Raw genomic sequence first — 18,457 nt, 5'->3', positions numbered from 1 at the left:
TAATCTAAATAAACAGATAAACTATGAAAATCCTTATTACAAATGACGACGGTATCTATAGTCCAGGTATAGCAGCACTCGCAAAAGCAGCGTTAAATTTCGGGCAAGCACGAATAGTCGCGCCGGATGTGGAGCAATCATCCATGGGCCATGCCATTACACACTCCAGGCCATTGAGCTATAAAAAATCTCCAATTACTTTTGAGGGCATCGACGCTTACAGGGTAAATGGTACACCGGCAGATTGCGTCGCGCTAGGCCTTCACATGTATCCCGATACGGAGGTTGTATTGTCAGGCATCAATATGGGACTCAATTTAGGAAATTCCATGTGGCATTCCGGCACGTTAGCGGCAGCAAAACAAGCCGTCTTACTGGGTGTTAAAGGAATTGCATTAAGTACATCTGTAGGAAAATCCGAACCGAAATTCGAGAATATTGAATCATATGTAAAACAGAGTCTCGATCTTCTCTTAGCAGATACAACTCTTGGCTTATATAACATCAACTTTCCCCCCGCACCAAAAAGAATAAAATGGACCCGGCAGTCCATTAGACTTTACGATGGAAATGTAATTCCCGGCGAGGATCCTATGGGGCGCAAACATTTTTGGATCACGGTGACTCCCCTCGCGCCTGCAGAGGAAAACACGGACAGATGGGCCGTCGAGAATAGTTTCGTTTCGATAACACCGTTACGGTTAGACCTTACTAATGAGAAGGAGTTAACCACATATCTTTAAGTTACTCAGAAGCAGATTATTGAAAAACAAACCGCACTTTCTAGAGTTATCAATCTGCTAAAAGCAATCCCAAAAACGCTAACCTTAAAACAATCGTGTTTTAAGGTTAGCGGGTGAACCTTTCACCCTCCAAAGCTAAAGACGGTTACGGGTTCCACGAAAAAGTCCCTCCAGATACCGAGGAAGAATATCCAATTTTCGTAATCCTTTAGAATTTATATCCTACTGTCATTCTGAAATTGCGAGGCGCTCCCGCTTGCCAAGAGTAAACCGAACCCGAGCAGAAGTTTCTCACTCCCCCCTTTGACTAAATATTTATCGAATAGATTTTGTATATTTTTTCTTTCGTTTTATCTAAATCTATTAGGGTTTGAGCAAGAACTGTTAGGATGAGGTGTCCTAGTATTTCGTCAATATATGGGCAGTCACCTATTTTTCGATCTATAAATTCATAATCTAATCGGATATGATTTTCATAATTTAAAAAACTGTCCTTTAGAAGGCCCATCATTTTACCGGCCGAAGATGTATGTACATATAATCCATCGCCCATCCTTTGTATCGGATCTATTAGTTCCCGTTATTTGGACAAATAACAATCGTGGTGTTTCAGAAATTTCAGCAATTACTGCGGGACGTAACTTAGTTTTTGACGGGTCCTCTTTAAATGGATAATGAACCAACACTACGTCACCTATTTTGTAGCCAGATGACACTTCCTATTTATCTAAAGAATAATGTTCTTCGTAGATTATAATACAACCACTTCTATCTTTACCACGTTGAAAGCCGCAATTTGTTCTCCTCTAGTTTGGTCTACTTGAGCGAGGGATTAGAGGAACTAAGCTAAAATATCATTGATCTGCGTATAAAACAGGTCAAAAATCATTCCTCGAAGCATATCATGTTACCTTCGATCATAAAATATAGACAATCCACGATTAAAAAATGATATATTATCAGCACAGATGCTGATTAATGGCTAAAATATTCAATGGATTAGAGCACTCCTCGCGTTCTAATCCATTGAAGATTCACTTTAAAAGAAGAGCCTACTGCACTTTAATTGATGATGCTTTATCGTTTGCTGTTGGTGAAAGCTGTGAAAACAGTGGTGTATCCGAATTGATTACCCAAGTGTTGCCTAAAAAATGCTCGTGTTCATAAAGAGTAAGCGTACGCCCTCCGGAAACACGGGCCGAGGACGCCCAGTCATTTAAAATACCTCGAGCATTTAAATCAGACAGGTCATATGTACCTATTGGAAGAAAAACACCTTTCCCACCATAATGAGCATCTTGAAAAATGGAGACGCCATCTATATGTAAGCGCGCTATAACGGGGAAATGATCTGAAGGTAATATACCGTCAGGTTCCTTATGATACCAATCCACGAGCCGGTCAGATACCGTCCATTGGTTGGTCACAAAAATATGGTCGATTTGACTATCTCCGGATGGACTAATATTCCACCCATTACCTGTGACGCGTAAAACTGGCGCCTTAGAACCGGCAATATTCCAGCTTTCTTCCAATAGCGAAGATCCATTTAGCGCTGCATATCCCGCTGAACTTTGATTAGCGTTTAGATCTCCCATTAATACAGCTGGTAAATTACCTATTTTATCCTGCATATAGGTTAAAAGGAGGTTAGCGCTATTGACCTTAGCCTCTGCTCCAACATGATCAAAATGAGTATTGAACACATAAAATATCAATGCTGTTTGTTTGTCTTGCAATTTGATCCACGTGCAAATACGCTTATACGCAGCATCCCAAGCAGGACCTGTAGGCCTTGTCGGGGCGCCGGGTGCAAGCCAAAAGGTACCACTTTCCAGTGCATTAAATTTTGTGTTTTTGTAGAATATTGCGGAATGCTCAGAGTTTGAATTTCCTTCTCGGCCTTCCCCCACTTTACTATAACCTGGCAGATCGGTACTCATATTATTCATTTGATTTCCTAATGCCTCCTGAACACCAACGATATCACAGTCATGCTCGAGGATCCTTTCTTTTACGAGAGTCCGCCGTACGGTCCAAGCATGATTTCCCGGGTCGGGAGCATCCTGCCTAATATTAAACGTCATCATCACGTATCCTCCACTTCCATCAATCATTTGTGCCATCTCCGTACCAGATAACGCCAGAAGTGCTTGATTTTGGCTTGCGCTATCTGTCATTTCTTTAGAACAAGCACTAAAGAAAAGGATCGAAGCCCATGTTAAATGTAATCCATAAATTAACTTTCTCATCATATTTATTATTTGGTTAAAAATATCTAGATAGAAAATGTGGAGCGTTCCTCCGCGGGAACACTACTGTAGTACGAACGTTCCAATTACAGGGTAATGATCAGACTCCTTATCGGCCCAAAAAAGCACAGAATAGTCCTTCACCCGGAAGGCTTGATTAGGCGCAAAAATAAGCCAATCGCAGGTATAGGTTGGTTTTGGTGTCGGGACCGTCCATTCACAGTCGGAAGTTTGACAAGGCAATGAAAAATACTGTTGTAATGCCGGCATGGTTTGCGAGTTAGGCCGCGAATTCAGGTCGGCACCCAGAATTATCGGCTGTTTTATATCTTTAATTTCCTTTAATATCTCCCCTATCTGCTTTAAACGAGTCGCATCCTCAGGTTTGTAGCCTAAATGTGTCGTTGCAAAATAAAACTGTTCGCCTTGCTTTTCAATTAACGCATAACCGAACGAGCGTGTATCATCGCCGTCATCAGCAACGCCTAGGTGTATAGAATGTGTTTCTTTGAGTGGATATTTGGAAAGTATAACATTTCCGTAGTCTCCTTTTTTTAATGTCAAAGCATGTGCGAAATAATAATATTTCATTCCTGTCAAGGCAGCTATTTTTTTGGGGAAATCCATCGGATTTACATCAGTGTTCCTTTCTACCTCTTGTAGGGAGACGACATCGGGATCAGCTTTTTTAATTACCGAGGCGATAGCGTCTATTCCCATTTTCCGTGCACTATAGATATTATATGTCATTGCTTTGATCTCCACTGATTTAGAATCCTGTTGGGCAAAACCATCCGTGCTAAGCAGCGTTATAAGGGATACTGTTAATAAAATAAAATTGCAGGAAGCGAACATTCGGGTTTTTTGTTTTCTCAGATTATCCATATCGTTCATTTTTGGTGATTTAGAGTGGAATTGATGAACTTAAAAACCATTACAGTTAATCGTTCATCAAGTCCACATACTAAAGATTTATTACTTCTATTCAACTACTATTTTACGGATTATATGGTTCCACGTATCAGCGACATATAGTGCCCCATCGGGACCAAATTTCAGTCCTTCTGGATCATAAAATTTTGCCGTCAAAGCGTTGCCATTCTGCATACCGCTCGTGCCGGCTACCCCAGCATAGGTCGTCACCATCCCATCAGGTGTAATCTTACGAATACAGTGATTCTTCCGGTCGGCGACATATAGGTTACCCTCTGTATCAATATCCATTTGAGCTGGTGTATTAAAACGAGCTGCATCGCGAGTTCCAATTTCATTTCCTGTAGTATTGGCATTCGGTCCTGCTAGTACTTCGACAGGTCCAAAGCTTTTATCCGCGGTACTGTATGGTACTCGGTATATACTGTGTGCGTTATAAGCACCAGAGATAAACATTGTCTGACCATCCTTGGAAAAGATGATATCCATAATATTCACGTTTTTGGTGTTTACCCTAAACAACTCTTCTAAGCTTCCATCAGCCTTCAAACGAGATATTCTCCCGCCGGAATATGTACCGACAAATGTCTCGTTTGTCACCGGATTGGTGGCCACTGCCGTTAAACCACCATTCCCCGAAACAGCTGTCAAATCTCCATATAAAGCTCCTGATTTAGTCATCTGACCTAATCCCATTGTCCCAGCTCCATTATTGTCATTGGTCAGATAAAGTACCGTTTGATCTGTCGAGAAATCAAAAGCTCGTAGACGTTCGTACAACGTGCTTTTGGCTGCATTCAATAATGTAGTAACTGAATTATTGGCCGCTACGCGAAGAGCCGCAAAATTATCAGAGCTGCTAGCGCCCTCTTCGACAATATATAAGGCGTTGTCGTTCGTCCATCTTAAATAGCGCGGTCCGGAAAGCTTGGCCTGTTCAAAAGTACCGTCAACATCATCTTTGGTGCTCCCTAAATAAGTATAGACTACGGTTTGGAAATCGTACTGGAAATCATGATTATAAACGTATTCCTTTCCATCAATGATAAGCTTTACTTTTCCCGATCCTGCATTTTGCGATACCTTAGCGGTTATAATGCGTCCGTTAGAACTCAAAACGGAGGCTTCTTTATCGTTAATGGTAACTTTTATTTTTTCGATATCCGTCTCAAAATTACTTCCGTATAACGACAGCTCTGTAGATGACCCTCCTGAAATCGGTGTGTATTGCGTAATTTGTGCAGAACCGCTTTTTTCCGGATAAGACATATCACTTTCGGTTTCCTTAGAACACCCGGCGAATGCCATAAGGCAGCACATGACAACCCCTATCGGGATTACCTTAGCATGTAATGATTTATAAAAAAACAATATTTTCATAACTGTTAATTAATTGGTTATCAATTTTTTATTAAAAATGTCGCCATAACCGGAAAATGGTCCGACTGGACATAAGAGCTATAGTCGACATGATAGGCCTGCGCTACTACCGCATCTTGAGGCGCAAACATTAGGTAGTCAATTACGCCGTCGGGTTTTGGCGTGCCGGCAGTAAATCCGCAGTACCCATTTAAACATCCGACAGTAAACCACTGAGTTATTGTCTTATACCCTTCCTCGGTTGGTTTAGCATTTAAATCTGCCGAAAGTATAATTGGTGCATCAAGACCTTTGGTGTGCTCATGAATTAGATCTATCTGATGCAGCCTGTTGGCGTTATCGGACAAATGATCCAAATGGGTGACGGAAAAGTAAAAATCTTTATCATCCTTGGTTACCTTCACCATTCCCAACGCTCTTATATAGGCATTAGATTCCGAGGTAAGGACGTCGAGCAGATAAGTAGCCTTTTCGTTAAAAGGAAATTTCGATAATATAAGATTCCCATATTCTCCTTTGTCTAGATCGCGTGCTTTCACAAAATAATAGTAAGGCATACCTGTAAGTTCAGAAAGCCTTTTTCCAGTGTCGAAATCTTGATTCTGAGAATTCACTTCTACCTCTTGCAGCCCGACCAAATCAGGATCATTTTTTTTAATAACCTGGGCAATTGCTTCAATACCTTGCTTCTGTGCTGCATAAATATTATAGGTCATGGTCTTCACTGTAGCTCCTGTAGGACCAATTTCATCTATTTCCTCAGAATCACTTTTGCTGCACGAAGTAAGCAGGAATCCCACGAGGATCATTGTTAATAATTTTTTCATTTTTTATAATTTTCAGCGTCAAAAAAATTAATCGTTCGCAACAAGTTCAATTGTCTTACTGTAGTTAACAATACTATTTACCGTCGCACTAACTCGAACATATATCCTATTTCCATTGGCCTTAATTTTATAGAAATTCTCCACAAAATCCTTGTCGTTTGCTAATTCGAAAGTATGAACACCTTCGGCAGCATTACCTTTAGCAATCTTAGTCACATAGTTTGAATTGCTTTGGTCAACGCGTGGACTATAATTCCACATAAGGGACACACTGGTTAAGTTAAATGATTCATCGGATTTGTTCACCTTATAGTTAATTTCGACCTGGTTTCGTTCGGAAATTGTAGCGGAAGCCTCAATACGTGAAAATGGAGTGGCTTTTAAATCAAACTGTGTTTGGCCGTTCACTGTCGTGTATCCTTCACAGACACCGATGAACGGGCCATTTACAAAAACCCGATAATCTCCATTAAAAACCCTGTTGTTCGTGTACGTGCCATCGGCATTCGCACGGAAGTCTATCGATGCTGCTGCACCTGTCCCTATTTCAAATAAAGAAACCATAGTTCCTCCAGAACCCTCAACTGGGAGAGGTATCGGCTCATCTGTCTCCATGTCGTAAACTGTACCAAATAAACCACCCTGAGGAGCGTCTATGTTATCGATTTCATTCTCGCAACTGTTCAATGAGACAAAGAAGATAAAACCTAACACATATATTATATTTTTCATAATAATCTAATTATCAGTTAATCATTAATTACCGTAGCCTGGATTTTGCACTAACAGCGGGTTGGTACTGAGATCAGTAGGACTAATACGGACGTAATAGTTTCTTTCTAAGAAAAGACGTCGTTGTTTTGGAGGCGTACCAGTTTCAAAAGTATACTCCTGACTTTTTGTATTATACCAAGGGTATAATGCTGTCCCTCTATAGTTCGTAAGTCCGCCCTGTGTTACGTCTAAATGTGCTAACCGCCATCTTTTTAGATCCCAAAAGCGATGCTTCTCAAAAGCAAGTTCTACTTTACGCTCTTGCCTCACCTGAGCAATCGACACCGAGCTCAATGTCTTGATTCCTGCACGTTCACGTATAGCGTTTACTGCTTGTAGCGCTTCCATATCTTTTCCTCCAAGCTCTAGACAAGCTTCTGCCAGGTTTAAGTATATTTCCCCCAGACGAAATACAACCCATGGAGTCTCAGACCTTTTAGCATCGATATTTGTCATGTCGGTAAGCGTTTCATCAAAAAACTTACGCATATAAAACCCTGTTTTTGATGCATCACCAACGTCCGCTCCACCATCTTTACCAGACGTGTTATAACGGACACCCTCTATTGTTGCTATATTATCTTTATCGGGCTGGTTCTGTGCCTGATACTTCTGCCCGGTACCATTCTGCCCATCGATTACGCCACGAAACCACTCTACTGTACTACCTTTCAAAGGAGCGCCCGGAACATAGATAGACGCAAATAAACGCGGATCTTTACCCGCAAATAGATCATAAGGATTTGCAAAACTCTTTAAAGATCCATCGTTATTTCGAAGATTTATTTTCCCCTCAGTACCGTCGATATATTCAAAAGCTTCCACCATTTCCAATGTCGGTGTTACACCACACCCCCATCCGTCCCCACGGAAAGCGAAAGGAGCATTCATTTTATCCCACATGTGCCCTTTACCCGCCGAAACATTATAGGTTTTTTGGAAAATGTATTCACCATTATCACCGTTTACACTTTTTGAGAACAGCTCATAAAAATTCTCTGCTTTATCTGAATTCCGGTTATACAAACTATAAACACCTCCGTCCAGCAATGCCTTGGAAGCATTATAAGATTCGGTAAAATAACGTGAAGCTTCTCCGGCATTTATCCCTATATACCCACGCGTTACCGCTTCGCCTGTTAAGTTTACATTAGCTCCGTACTTGGCAATGGAACCTGCATACAATGCTGCACGTGACCACAATGCTACAGCGGCGCCCTTAGATGCTCTATATTTAGCCTCTGCGGTTCTTGTGCTGGGAAGAATCTCGCTAATAGCTTTACATTCGTCAATTATAAAATCATAAACTTGTGCCTCCGTACTTCTAGGCACTTGCAGTTGCTCAAATTCCCCTGGTACATATTCTTGGGGCTCTATTAACAGAGGAACACCTCCGTAGCGTTTCACCAACCCAAAATATTGCATTGCGCGAATCCATCTCGCTTCCGCATCGATTAAAACTTTCTCCTCTCCAGTAAGCGCAGTTGTTTCATTAAGCTTTTTTAAGAAGTCGTTGGTACGTCGGATCTGAATGTAACGGCTTTGAAAAGGATCCTCAAAAACGTAATCGCTGTAAGTATATACCGCGTTAGCATTACTAAAAGCGTAATCTTTTTGATAGCCACCGGTCGCTTCATCCGATAGAGAAGTCAGGTTTAACAAATTGGATTTACCTGTAAACCAATCGTCGAACTCATCTAAGCGTAGTCCTTGGTCATACATGCTGACAAGAACGGACTGTATCGCTTGAGGTTTTTCCCAGATTAAATCTGTCGTGATGATGCCACTTGTCAATTCCCGGTCAAGGTAGTCGCTACAGCTGGACACGCCAATTGTAAGTGCACATCCCCATACTATGTGTTTGAAATATTTAACTTTCATAATTGTACTGATTAAAAAACTAGATTAACACCAAGGTTAAATGTCCTCAACTGCGGATAGTAGCGTAAACGACTTTGATTACTTTCAGGATCAATATTCTTCAACAACTCGTCATCACCAGTGAAGGTAAGAAGGTTGTTTCCATTGAAGTAAAATCGACAACGCTCTATGTTCAGTGACTGTGTCCATTGTTGAGGTAGAGTGTACCCAATCTCTAAAGTCTTGAGTCGTAAGTAATCCGCATTATGTAATGACCAGGAATTGTCGGATCTGTTATCCACTTGACCTGTTACACGTGCTGCAGGCATGTTTCCTGGTCTCCATTCGCTATTCGGGTCGGCCGGGTCGGCACGGTGCCAACGATCAGTCATGAAGGCAAAGCCATTTCCCAGTCCTTGCTGGATGAAAGGATCAAGGATATCTCCGCTGATATAGATATCATGCCCAGCTGCTCCTTGAAAAAACATAGTCATATCGAACCCTTTGTAATTGGCTCCTAAGTTCAGCCCGTAATACATGCGTGGCGTGGCGCCACGACCGATTGGCTCAACATCATTACCATCAATAATTCCGTCTTCGTTGACGTCCTTAAATTTAAGGTCTCCTGGAAGTAACGATCGATTTCCATTGTTATCTTGCAGGGGCGAATTTAAAATCTCTTCGTAAGATCCAAATTGACCTAGTACCGTCCGTCCCCAACGAATATCTTTGTTACGATCGTTATTGTTGTCCTGCCAGTTCGTAAACATGTTGGTTGAATTAGCCCGTTCTACGTATCCATAACGAATTCGCGTAACCGAAAAATTTGCGGCGACATTGTAACTAAATTCCCCTATTTTATTCTTATGTCCTACCGACCATTCGAAACCGGAGTTGATGTCGGAATTTAGATTTTCTTGCGGCATAGACTCTCCAAAGCTTGTAGGGAAAGTCCCTTGGCGTGTCGCAGGCAGTCCTGTCCGTTCCCTGCGGAACCAATCAAATTCAGTGCTGATTAAGCCATTTTTAAATGATGCCTCAAAACCGAAATTCATAATCTGTGACTCGTACCAGGTAAGCCATGGATTGGCCATACCACTGGCAACAAGTCCGGAAGATAAACCTGAAGTTCCCAGCACGTAGCTACCGCCATAAACGTATCCATCTAAATACTGATAAGCGGAGAAGTCTCCTTCGTCGCCGACTTTAGCATACGATCCACGGATTTTCACGTTATCAAACTGGGGGAGGCTCTCTTTGAAAAAATCTTCTTCAGAGATACGCCATCCTAACGAAGCTCCGGGAAAAAATCCCCATCTGCGGTCTGCTTGAAACTTGTAGGAACCATCATAACGAAAGTTAAGCTCCAACAGGTATTTCCTATCGAAGGCGTAGTTGAACCTTCCTACTAAACCTGCGTGTGCGGTCTCTACACTTTTACCGGACGTATTTTGATTCTCGGTATCTCCTTTACTGATATCGTCAATGATACCAATCGATGATTCCCTAAACCCAAGAATATCTGTTAACCGGTCATGATAGGCTTCCCACAGAAGTAGGCCACTCACATCGTGTTTACCTGCAAAGACGTGGTTATAATTAATGGAATATTGCTGGGTAGGCATATAGAGATTTTCCATTTTCGATTCTAAACTTGCCTTTTCACGTAGAGCCACCTCTGTGTACACGTCGTTCGCTTGATTATATTGGTAATCACTAAGCGCTTTCTGCCATGTTTTCCATTCACTATTTTTGTAGTCGTAAGCCACCATTGCTCGCACTGACAAGCCTGACACCCATGGAAGTTTCCAATTCAAGTCCAATGACCCATTAAACTCACGTCGCAATCTCGATTCATAACCGCTGTTCTCGATATAGGAGCTATGTACAGGATTTGCCATGTTACCAATCGCCTGCCAATAGTTAGGATTATTGTTTGCGTATATGGAATAGATCGGCAAAGCCATTTGAGCCTGCGTAAAAAGATCATCACCGCCATAGGGTTTATTACGGTCTTGGATTCGTCCGGAAAGTTTAAATCCTACGCTAAAATTCGGCGTAACTGCTAGATCGACATTCGAACGAAGGTTATAGCGTTTAAATGTCCAGTCGTCCGACTTCAATATGCCCGATTGGTCGACGTATCCAATGGAGTTATAATAAGTAACTTTGTCGTTTCCTCCATATATGCTTAGATTATGAGAAGTTTGTGGAGCATTGCCTCGAACCAATGCATTCCACCAATCGGTACCTTGCTCACCGCTCTTGTAGCTATCAAGCTGCTCCTGACTGTAAGCCGGTACACCGGTATAAGGATTGGAGTTATATATTGCTTCGTTATATAATGACGCGTACTCGAAGGCGCTCATCATACGCGGATATCGGGTCACGTCCTGAAGTCCGTAATAGCCATTATATTCCAGCTTAGTGCGTTCTTTTGTCCCTTTTTTTGTCGTGACTAACAGAACTCCGTTGGAACCTTTAAACCCATATACCGCAGCAGATGCGTCTTTCAAGATCGATATCGATTCAATATCATTAGCATCAAGCTGGGCAAAATCGCGCTGCACGCCATCAACAATAACAAGCATGCTACCGTAACCGCGAATATCCACGGATGCGCCATCGTCACCGGGTGCACCACTACGTTGTGCAGCACGTATACCAGGGAGCCGTCCGGCCAACATGTTAGTTACATTGGGTGTTTTTACTTTTACAAGCTCTTCAGCCTGAATCGAGGCCACAGATCCTGTAATGGAAGCTCGTTTCTGTACGCCATACCCAACAACGACAACTTCATCCATCATCTCTACAGAATCTTGAAGTATAATGTTAATGGTTGTACGACCATTAATGGCCACCTCCTGCGATTTGTAGCCCGCAAAGGATACCAGCAAGACGCCATCGGGATCTGCTGAGATGTTAAAACTCCCACTTCCGTCCGTGCTCGTTCCAACGGATGATGAACTTTTTAAAAGAATAGAAACGCCGGCAATAGGGCTGTTAGCAACATCAGTAACCTGGCCACTGATAGCGATAGGAGCCTGTGTCGCTGAGACAGCATCAGGGTCCTGGTGAAGGCGTTCATGTCCATATACGGACGAAGACGATAGTGCAAAGCAGATCAAACAGGCATTGAATACCCATTTGCAGCGCTTTGCATTCAAATCACGCTGTATCATTTTATAATATTTAAGTTAATATGATTTGTTATTCATTAGCAATCGATCTGGGATCGATTGCTGTTTTTAGGTGTAGCTATTTCAATTTCATTATGGTAAAGGATCAAGATTAGTTGGATTCGCCGGATCGTAAATCGCTACTCCGACTTTGGAGTCAGCACAACCATAGTACAAGAACCATTTCTTTTGGAAGTAAACTAGGCCTTCGATAAACACCGTACCATCAACATATTGACCACTTTTTTCAAAGGCTTCCATCGGCCTGAGAAAAGGAACATCCATACGTTCGAGTACTTTCGTTGGATCATTTGCATCAAACAGTACCTGTCCTGCCGAGTACGTACCTCTATTGAAGCGTTTATCGCCCTTTTCAGGATGGTTCTTCCCATTGTAAAGAAGTAGAATTCCTTTGTCCGTCTTTACTGCGGGAGGACCACATTCCGTTAAAGAGCTATCGAAGTATCCTTCACGTGGTGATATAAACGCTTTTAGTTCGCCATTTTCGTCCAAAACAGGTTCCCAATCGATGAGATTATCTGAAGTCGCACCGTAAACACCGTGTTCTCCCCAGTAGATCCAATATTTACCATTGACCTTCGCTACAACTTGTTTATCACCCACCAATTCAGTAACGATGGACGCTGATTTATGTGATTTATCTACTAGCGACGGTAGCGATTTAGATTTGCCGAAAATAGGTCCGTATTTAACCCAATTTTTCAAATCTTCCGATATAGCAACACCTAAACGAGGAACTTTTCTGTTCCACTGCGTATAAAACATCACATACCTGCCGTCTGGTAACTCAGCAACACGTGGATCTTCAGTCCCCCCGGGCCATTCAAATTCTTTCTGGCTGTCCTCAGCAGGGAAAAAGATCGGCGTGTTTCGACGCGTAAAATTTGTACCATCGCCACTTGCTGCCAGACCAATTCGCGAGGTCCTATGGCCAATTTTGACCCCGGTTTTATCTTCTGCTCGGTACAGAACGTATACGCTATCTCCTTTTACTACCGCTGCAGGATTAAAGGTGTCATTTTCTTCCCATCGGACAGCCCTTCCACTCATAGGATCCAAAAATGTAGTGGAACTGTCGGGTTCAATGATGGGATTGATCCCTGCCGGTCGTACAAAACCACCCATTACCCAATCAGGTGCTACGTGTATTTGGTCGTGTTGGGAACGACAACCAAATAATGTCATCACTAGAGCTAATAAGGATAGTGGCTTTAATAAATTTGTAATGTGTCTCATATTATTTCTATTACTTTTTTCTGATGTTTTGTTGCCCTATAGTATGTCAAAAATTAAAAGTAAGCACCCTGCAAAACCGGTTTTTCAATGCAAAGCTAAGAACCTAATTAATTATAACAACAAGGGATTCTAGATTTAATAATTATTTAATATTACTGGTATTCAAACAAAAAATATATTACTGTTGGGTGATCTCTTCCAATGATTTCCCTTTTGTTTCTGGCATAAAACGAATGAAGATGAATGAAGCAACTACCATAACAGCGTAAAAGAGAAAAACATAATATCCCCCTTGGGAGCTCCCTTCAACAATGACAGGAAATACCCATGATATAATCGCCGCAAACACCCAGTGTGTCGTACTCCCTAGCGAGGATCCCTGCGCACGCACCTCATTAGGGAATATTTCGGCCAGGAAGACCCAAATAACTGCTCCCTGCGATAATGCAAAAGATGCTATAAAACCGAGTATATAGTAAAGAAGAAATTCAGCATTTACACCGTTCAGACCAAAAGCGGCAAGTAAGAGAAAAACGAACATGCCAACAGCTCCACTTAAAAGCAATTTTTTTCGTCCGAACCGATCAATTATAGTCATCCCAACCAGGGTGAACAATAGATTCGTTCCTCCGATAAAAATTGGCTGAAGATACGATAGTTCGGCACTAAAACCGGCCATTTCAAATATCCGAGGTGCGTAGTATAGAATAGCATTGATTCCTGTCATCTGATTAAAAAAGGCCAGAAGCACGGCAAAAATAATTGGCTTAATATATTTTATTTGAAACAGATTGATCGTCTTGGCGCGTGTTGTATGCTGACCTTCTTCGATTGAAAAAGGCTCCTGAAGACGATTGTAACTTGCACGGGCTTTCTCAACCTGTCCACGTTGAAGGAACCAACGAGGGCTTTCTGGAATGAGCTTAAGTAACAGGACAAATAATAAAGCTGGGATTGCCATGATACCCAACATATAACGCCAAGCACCTGTCTGGACATCCATAAAAAGAAAGTTGGTCAAATAAGCTGTAAATATCCCGGTGACTATCATGATCTGAAATGTTCCGGTAAGCTTTCCTCTATCTTTTGCCGGTGCGATTTCTGAAGTATATACCGGTCCAACAACGGAGCTGATCCCAACAGCTAGGCCACCGAGTAAACGGAACAATAAAAACAGCTCCCAAACAGAGGCGACTGCGCACCCCAGTGCGGAGAACAAGTAAAGAATAGCGACAAAATATAAAACACGTTTGCGTCCGTATTTATCTGCGATCCGGCCGGCTAATATTGCTCCAATAATAGTACCTATAAGTGATATAGAAACAGTGAGACCGTGCCGTACGGAATCCAGATGCCATAACTTTTGTATGATTTGTTCAGCACCTGATATAACGGCGGTCTCAAATCCGAATAAGAAGCCACCTAACGACGCTATGAGTGTGAATTTCCAAACTGGTTTCATATACTATAAGTTTCACTTGTTAATCCTAAAAATAAATTACGCTCGTCAGATGATGCGCGCTCTATTTTTAGGTCTGCAGGTAGGTTCAAAGAATCAAAAAAATAAGTATGTGCTTTAGCAATACTTCCCCCGATAACGATGAGATCAGGAGCAAGAGGAGCAACGTACTGCCTAATAAAAGTACTGAGATTTCGCGCCAGATAGTCAAATGCCTCGGTTCTTTCATCATTCAGACTCTCACTTTCCACTAGATCTTTAATATTTTGCACCGGCACGGAGCCAAAACGGTCCTGCAAATGTTTAAGAATTCCTCGGGTAGAGATCACGTCTTCTACAATACCATTAACATAGGCAGCAGAACCGAAATTGAGATCTTCTATCTCCCCATTATCGAACAATGAAGATCCGAGTCCTGTTCCTAAGGTAAGTCCAACAACACGTCCCCGTTGTATACCGCGACAAAATACTTCCCCCAATAGGAAGGCTGTAGCATCGTTATTAAATTGTATCCAGGACGGCTTTATATTGGTAATTTCGGAAAAATATTCTTTCAGATTAAAGTTCAAGAGATCCTGGTATTTGTTCATCTTATCCATAAGGGGAATTCCATTTTGATAATCAAACGGACCAGGACAAGATACTTTCATTTCGGTAGGCACTTCCTTTGAACTCATTAACGTCTTATCAATGATTTGTTGGATTTGCTTAAGGATTTTGGACCGAGTATCGTTGCTATCGACATGACCACGGAAGTAGGTGGTTTCAATTACGCAATCGGAACCTTTATCAATGAGCGCACTAGAACAATGGGTGCCACCCAAATCAACACATAAAACAATATTGTGCATAAACATAACTCTAAAATTGGTAGCCAGTAACAGGTTGCAAAACCGGTTTTGCTAATAAACAAATATAGCGCTAATATTTAAATATCAAATTATTTTTTATTGATTAGATCAGACAGGATTTTCTTGCTCGATGTTAATTAACCATCAGGATGAGTGTAGTTTTCCTCCGATCATGTTATCCCCTCCCCAAACCCTGGGCTATACGAGGACTAGTTTCATTTGGAAGAGATTGTTGCATTTTTGGGAGGAATACTAGCCTAAAAGATGACGTTCAGGATTTATATCATCTACTTGCCTGCTACATAAAAGAGGGGGAATGAACTTTGCAAGTTGTTAGATTTTGTAACGAAAGTGCCGTACGGAGAACTCGACTACTTACTTTCACCTTATCTCAATTTCTCTGTATTGTCAGCGATATTCTCGTTAAACAATACAGAGAAAAAGACCATTGTTCGTGTTAAACGGCGAAATTTTTAGAATTTATATCCTACTGTCATTCTGAAATTGCGAGGCGCTCCCGCTTGCCAAGAGTAAACCGAACCCGAGGAGAAACTGCTGACTCCCCCACCCTCGACCAGGTATTTATCGAAGAGGTTTTGTACGTTCAGGTTTGTATACCACTTGTCTTTATGATAACTTAATCCAGCGTCAAAGCGTAAATAATCTTCGATGTTTGTTTCTGGCAAATCTATCGAATAACTACCGGTTCCTCGGTCTACGTTACTATTCATTCCGGCCATAATTCCTAGTCCTTTTACGGCCCCATTTTGTATCTCGTAATCCAACCAAACATTGACAATATGCTTGTCGGAACCAGTTAATCGCTGACCTTCAAAGAAATTTAACTGTTCGTCGGTATTAACGCCTTGGTTTACCTTAGAAATAATAGCATCCGTATAGGCGTAATTGGCAATTAAATTAATGCCTTTATATAGTTCTCCTTTAATATCAAACTCGATTCCTTGAACTCTTTTTTGTCCAATTTCTATTACATCCTCGGGCCTAGGACCATAAGAGGTTAGTTCATGATTTTTGATGATTCGGTAAGCTGACAACGTTGTATTCCATCTTCCTCCAGCCCAGTTCCTTTTGGCACCGAATTCAATATTGTCACCCGTTATCGGCTTGATTTCACTTCCGTCGTGCAGATTTCCCTGTCTTTGGGGAAGAAAAGCTTGATCGTAAAGACCGTATACGGACGTATTTTTATCTATCGAATAGGAAACCCCCAATCGTGGCGTTACCTTTTTACTGGTAATTGGTGCATCTCCCCATGTACCTACCGACATCGAAGTATATCGAGCTGCTAATGTTAAACGCAGGCTATTATCAAAAAATCCTAATTCATCTTGTACATAAACTGATGAATAGGAGCTATTCATCAATCCGCCACCGACAAATGCTCTTGTTTTCAGCGGTAGTGACCTATCGAATGTTAATGTATCTGGACGGTTCGTGTCAAAGGAATAACTTGGATTTTGGGGATCAAATTCACCACCATTTAAGGTGTCCAATACTAATCCGGTGTTCCAATCTGCAAAATATTCCTTTTTACCTAAATCAATACCCGCTAATATTTTATGTTTTACCTTACCGGTATTAAAATTACCATTCAAGAACAATTGCCCTAATTGCATCTCGCTCTGCGCATCCCAAATATCGGTTTTTCGCAACATCTTCCCTTCTGGGAAGACGTCCAGGGGCCAGCTACTGGCGCCGGTCTGATTGTAGTTAAAGTAAGAACCTTGGGCTGTTAGTTTCCAATTACTCGAAAAATCATGTTCTATTGTTAAAAAAGTGTTGTGTTCATCAATGTTTAGCGGCTCTAATCCGACCGCGGAAAATGTAAAATCCCTCGGTAAAGACTTAAATCCAAATGGAGAAAATAGATAGGCCGAACCGATGTCTGTCATTCTAGCTTTTTGATAAGTGTATTCGAAAGTAGCTTTTGTGTTTTCGCCTAATTGATAGGAGATCACCGGCGCTACGGTGAGTCTTTTAGAGTCTTCGTTCGGTCTAAAGGATGCGCTGGAGCTTCCTGCAACATTTAAGCGGTATAGCAATTTGCCATTCGAGGAGAGTCTTCCATCTAAGTCCAAAGTCGTTCGGTACATATCAAAACTACCTAGAGAGAAGGTTATCTCTCCTTTCTGTTCGCCGGTGGGCTTCTTAGTAACCACATTATATATTCCCGCTGGATCTCCGCTGGACATCATAAAACCCGCGGGCCCTTTAACGAATTCTACACGCTCTACAGTGGCCATATCTTCCGATAAAGGGCCCCAATAGGACGCAACGATGTTCATTCCATTTCGAAACGCCTGTATTTGTGAGCCTCGCATGCTGATATTTACGTATAGATCATTCCAGTGTGTCTGACGGCCAATTCCACTTACATTTTTATACAATCCATCCGCCAGATTAAAGGATTGTTGTTTATTCATTGTTTCTGAATTAATAACTTGAACGTTCTGGGCCAGCTCAATTAAAGGCGTTTGAACACGGAGGCTGCTGGAGGGCTGTTGCTCGACCGCTCCTTTATAACCGCTTACTAATACTTCCTTCAACGTATTTTCGCTTTGCTTCAAGGCAAAATCAAGTGTTTTTACCTCGGAATTCTTAAGATCGACAGTGATAACCTGAGAAGCGAAACTGACATGTTTTGCCTTTATCTCATAGGTGTTAGCGGGTAATTTGGTAAACTCATAATATCCGCTCGAGTCAACCTCCAACTCCTGAATACCATTAAGATTGATGACTACATTTTTTGCAGGGTTCCCCTTTTCGGTGAGTACTCTGCCTTTAATGATACCCGTTTGTGAGTAGCTATAACTGCATAATGCTAAAATAATCATGCAGGATAATATAATACTTTTCATTTTTTTGAACTATAAATTTTAATTGGGTTTGTCAGTAGCATTTCTTGTTGTAGACTATCAATG

At 41.6% G+C, this 18,457-nt stretch carries 12 protein-coding genes; 1 reads left to right on the top strand and 11 read right to left on the bottom strand.

Annotated elements, in window-relative coordinates:
* The first annotated feature begins 23 nt into the window (after positions 1-23).
* Positions 24-743 (top strand): 5'/3'-nucleotidase SurE, encoded by a 720-nt coding sequence (gene surE, locus FM107_RS13680; protein WP_086949046.1) that lies wholly within the window; start codon positions 24-26, stop codon positions 741-743.
* 1,052 nt (positions 744-1,795) lie between these two features.
* Here the strand turns inward: surE and FM107_RS13670 are convergent.
* The 11 genes from FM107_RS13670 to FM107_RS13620 form a co-directional block, all read right to left on the bottom strand.
* Complete coding sequence (locus tag FM107_RS13670) at positions 1,796-2,998, bottom strand: endonuclease/exonuclease/phosphatase family protein (protein WP_086949044.1); 1,203 nt, start codon at positions 2,996-2,998, stop codon at positions 1,796-1,798.
* Positions 2,999-3,058: 60 nt separating this feature from the next.
* The gene (locus tag FM107_RS13665) at positions 3,059-3,880 is read right to left on the bottom strand and encodes an endonuclease/exonuclease/phosphatase family protein (RefSeq protein ID WP_218778994.1); all 822 of its coding nucleotides are present in this window, start codon (positions 3,878-3,880) and stop codon (positions 3,059-3,061) included.
* Between the two features lie 96 nt (positions 3,881-3,976).
* Positions 3,977-5,308: an IPT/TIG domain-containing protein gene (locus tag FM107_RS13660; protein ID WP_086949043.1), complete on the bottom strand. Its 1,332-nt coding sequence runs from the start codon at positions 5,306-5,308 to the stop codon at positions 3,977-3,979.
* Between the two features lie 20 nt (positions 5,309-5,328).
* On the bottom strand, positions 5,329-6,135 hold the full coding sequence (locus FM107_RS13655; RefSeq protein ID WP_086949042.1) for an endonuclease/exonuclease/phosphatase family protein: 807 nt from the start codon (positions 6,133-6,135) through the stop codon (positions 5,329-5,331).
* 27 nt (positions 6,136-6,162) lie between these two features.
* Positions 6,163-6,867, bottom strand: a complete 705-nt coding sequence (locus FM107_RS13650; protein WP_086949041.1) for a DUF3823 domain-containing protein — start codon at positions 6,865-6,867, stop codon at positions 6,163-6,165.
* Between the two features lie 24 nt (positions 6,868-6,891).
* A complete protein-coding gene (locus tag FM107_RS13645) occupies positions 6,892-8,790 on the bottom strand; it encodes a RagB/SusD family nutrient uptake outer membrane protein (RefSeq protein WP_086949040.1) in 1,899 nt (632 codons plus the stop codon).
* Positions 8,791-8,801: 11 nt separating this feature from the next.
* Positions 8,802-11,951: a TonB-dependent receptor gene (locus FM107_RS13640; protein ID WP_086949039.1), complete on the bottom strand. Its 3,150-nt coding sequence runs from the start codon at positions 11,949-11,951 to the stop codon at positions 8,802-8,804.
* A gap of 90 nt (positions 11,952-12,041) precedes the next feature.
* Positions 12,042-13,205, bottom strand: coding sequence for a glycoside hydrolase family 130 protein (locus FM107_RS13635; RefSeq protein WP_179204487.1), 1,164 nt, complete (start codon positions 13,203-13,205; stop codon positions 12,042-12,044).
* A 178-nt stretch (positions 13,206-13,383) separates the two neighbouring features.
* A complete protein-coding gene (locus FM107_RS13630; RefSeq protein WP_086949037.1) occupies positions 13,384-14,667 on the bottom strand; it encodes a sugar porter family MFS transporter in 1,284 nt (427 codons plus the stop codon).
* Complete coding sequence (locus FM107_RS13625; protein WP_179204486.1) at positions 14,664-15,515, bottom strand: ROK family protein; 852 nt, start codon at positions 15,513-15,515, stop codon at positions 14,664-14,666. Before FM107_RS13625 ends, FM107_RS13630 begins: the two co-directional genes overlap by 4 nt.
* 473 nt (positions 15,516-15,988) lie before the next feature.
* Positions 15,989-18,394, bottom strand: a complete 2,406-nt coding sequence (locus tag FM107_RS13620) for a TonB-dependent siderophore receptor (protein ID WP_086949035.1) — start codon at positions 18,392-18,394, stop codon at positions 15,989-15,991.
* Positions 18,395-18,457 lie beyond the last annotated feature (63 nt).

The organism is Sphingobacterium sp. JB170, from assembly GCF_900163865.1.
GTDB lineage: Bacteria > Bacteroidota > Bacteroidia > Sphingobacteriales > Sphingobacteriaceae > Sphingobacterium.
The sequence above is the reverse complement of the archived record's forward strand: the minus strand, read 5'-3'. Positions and strand labels throughout refer to the sequence as shown.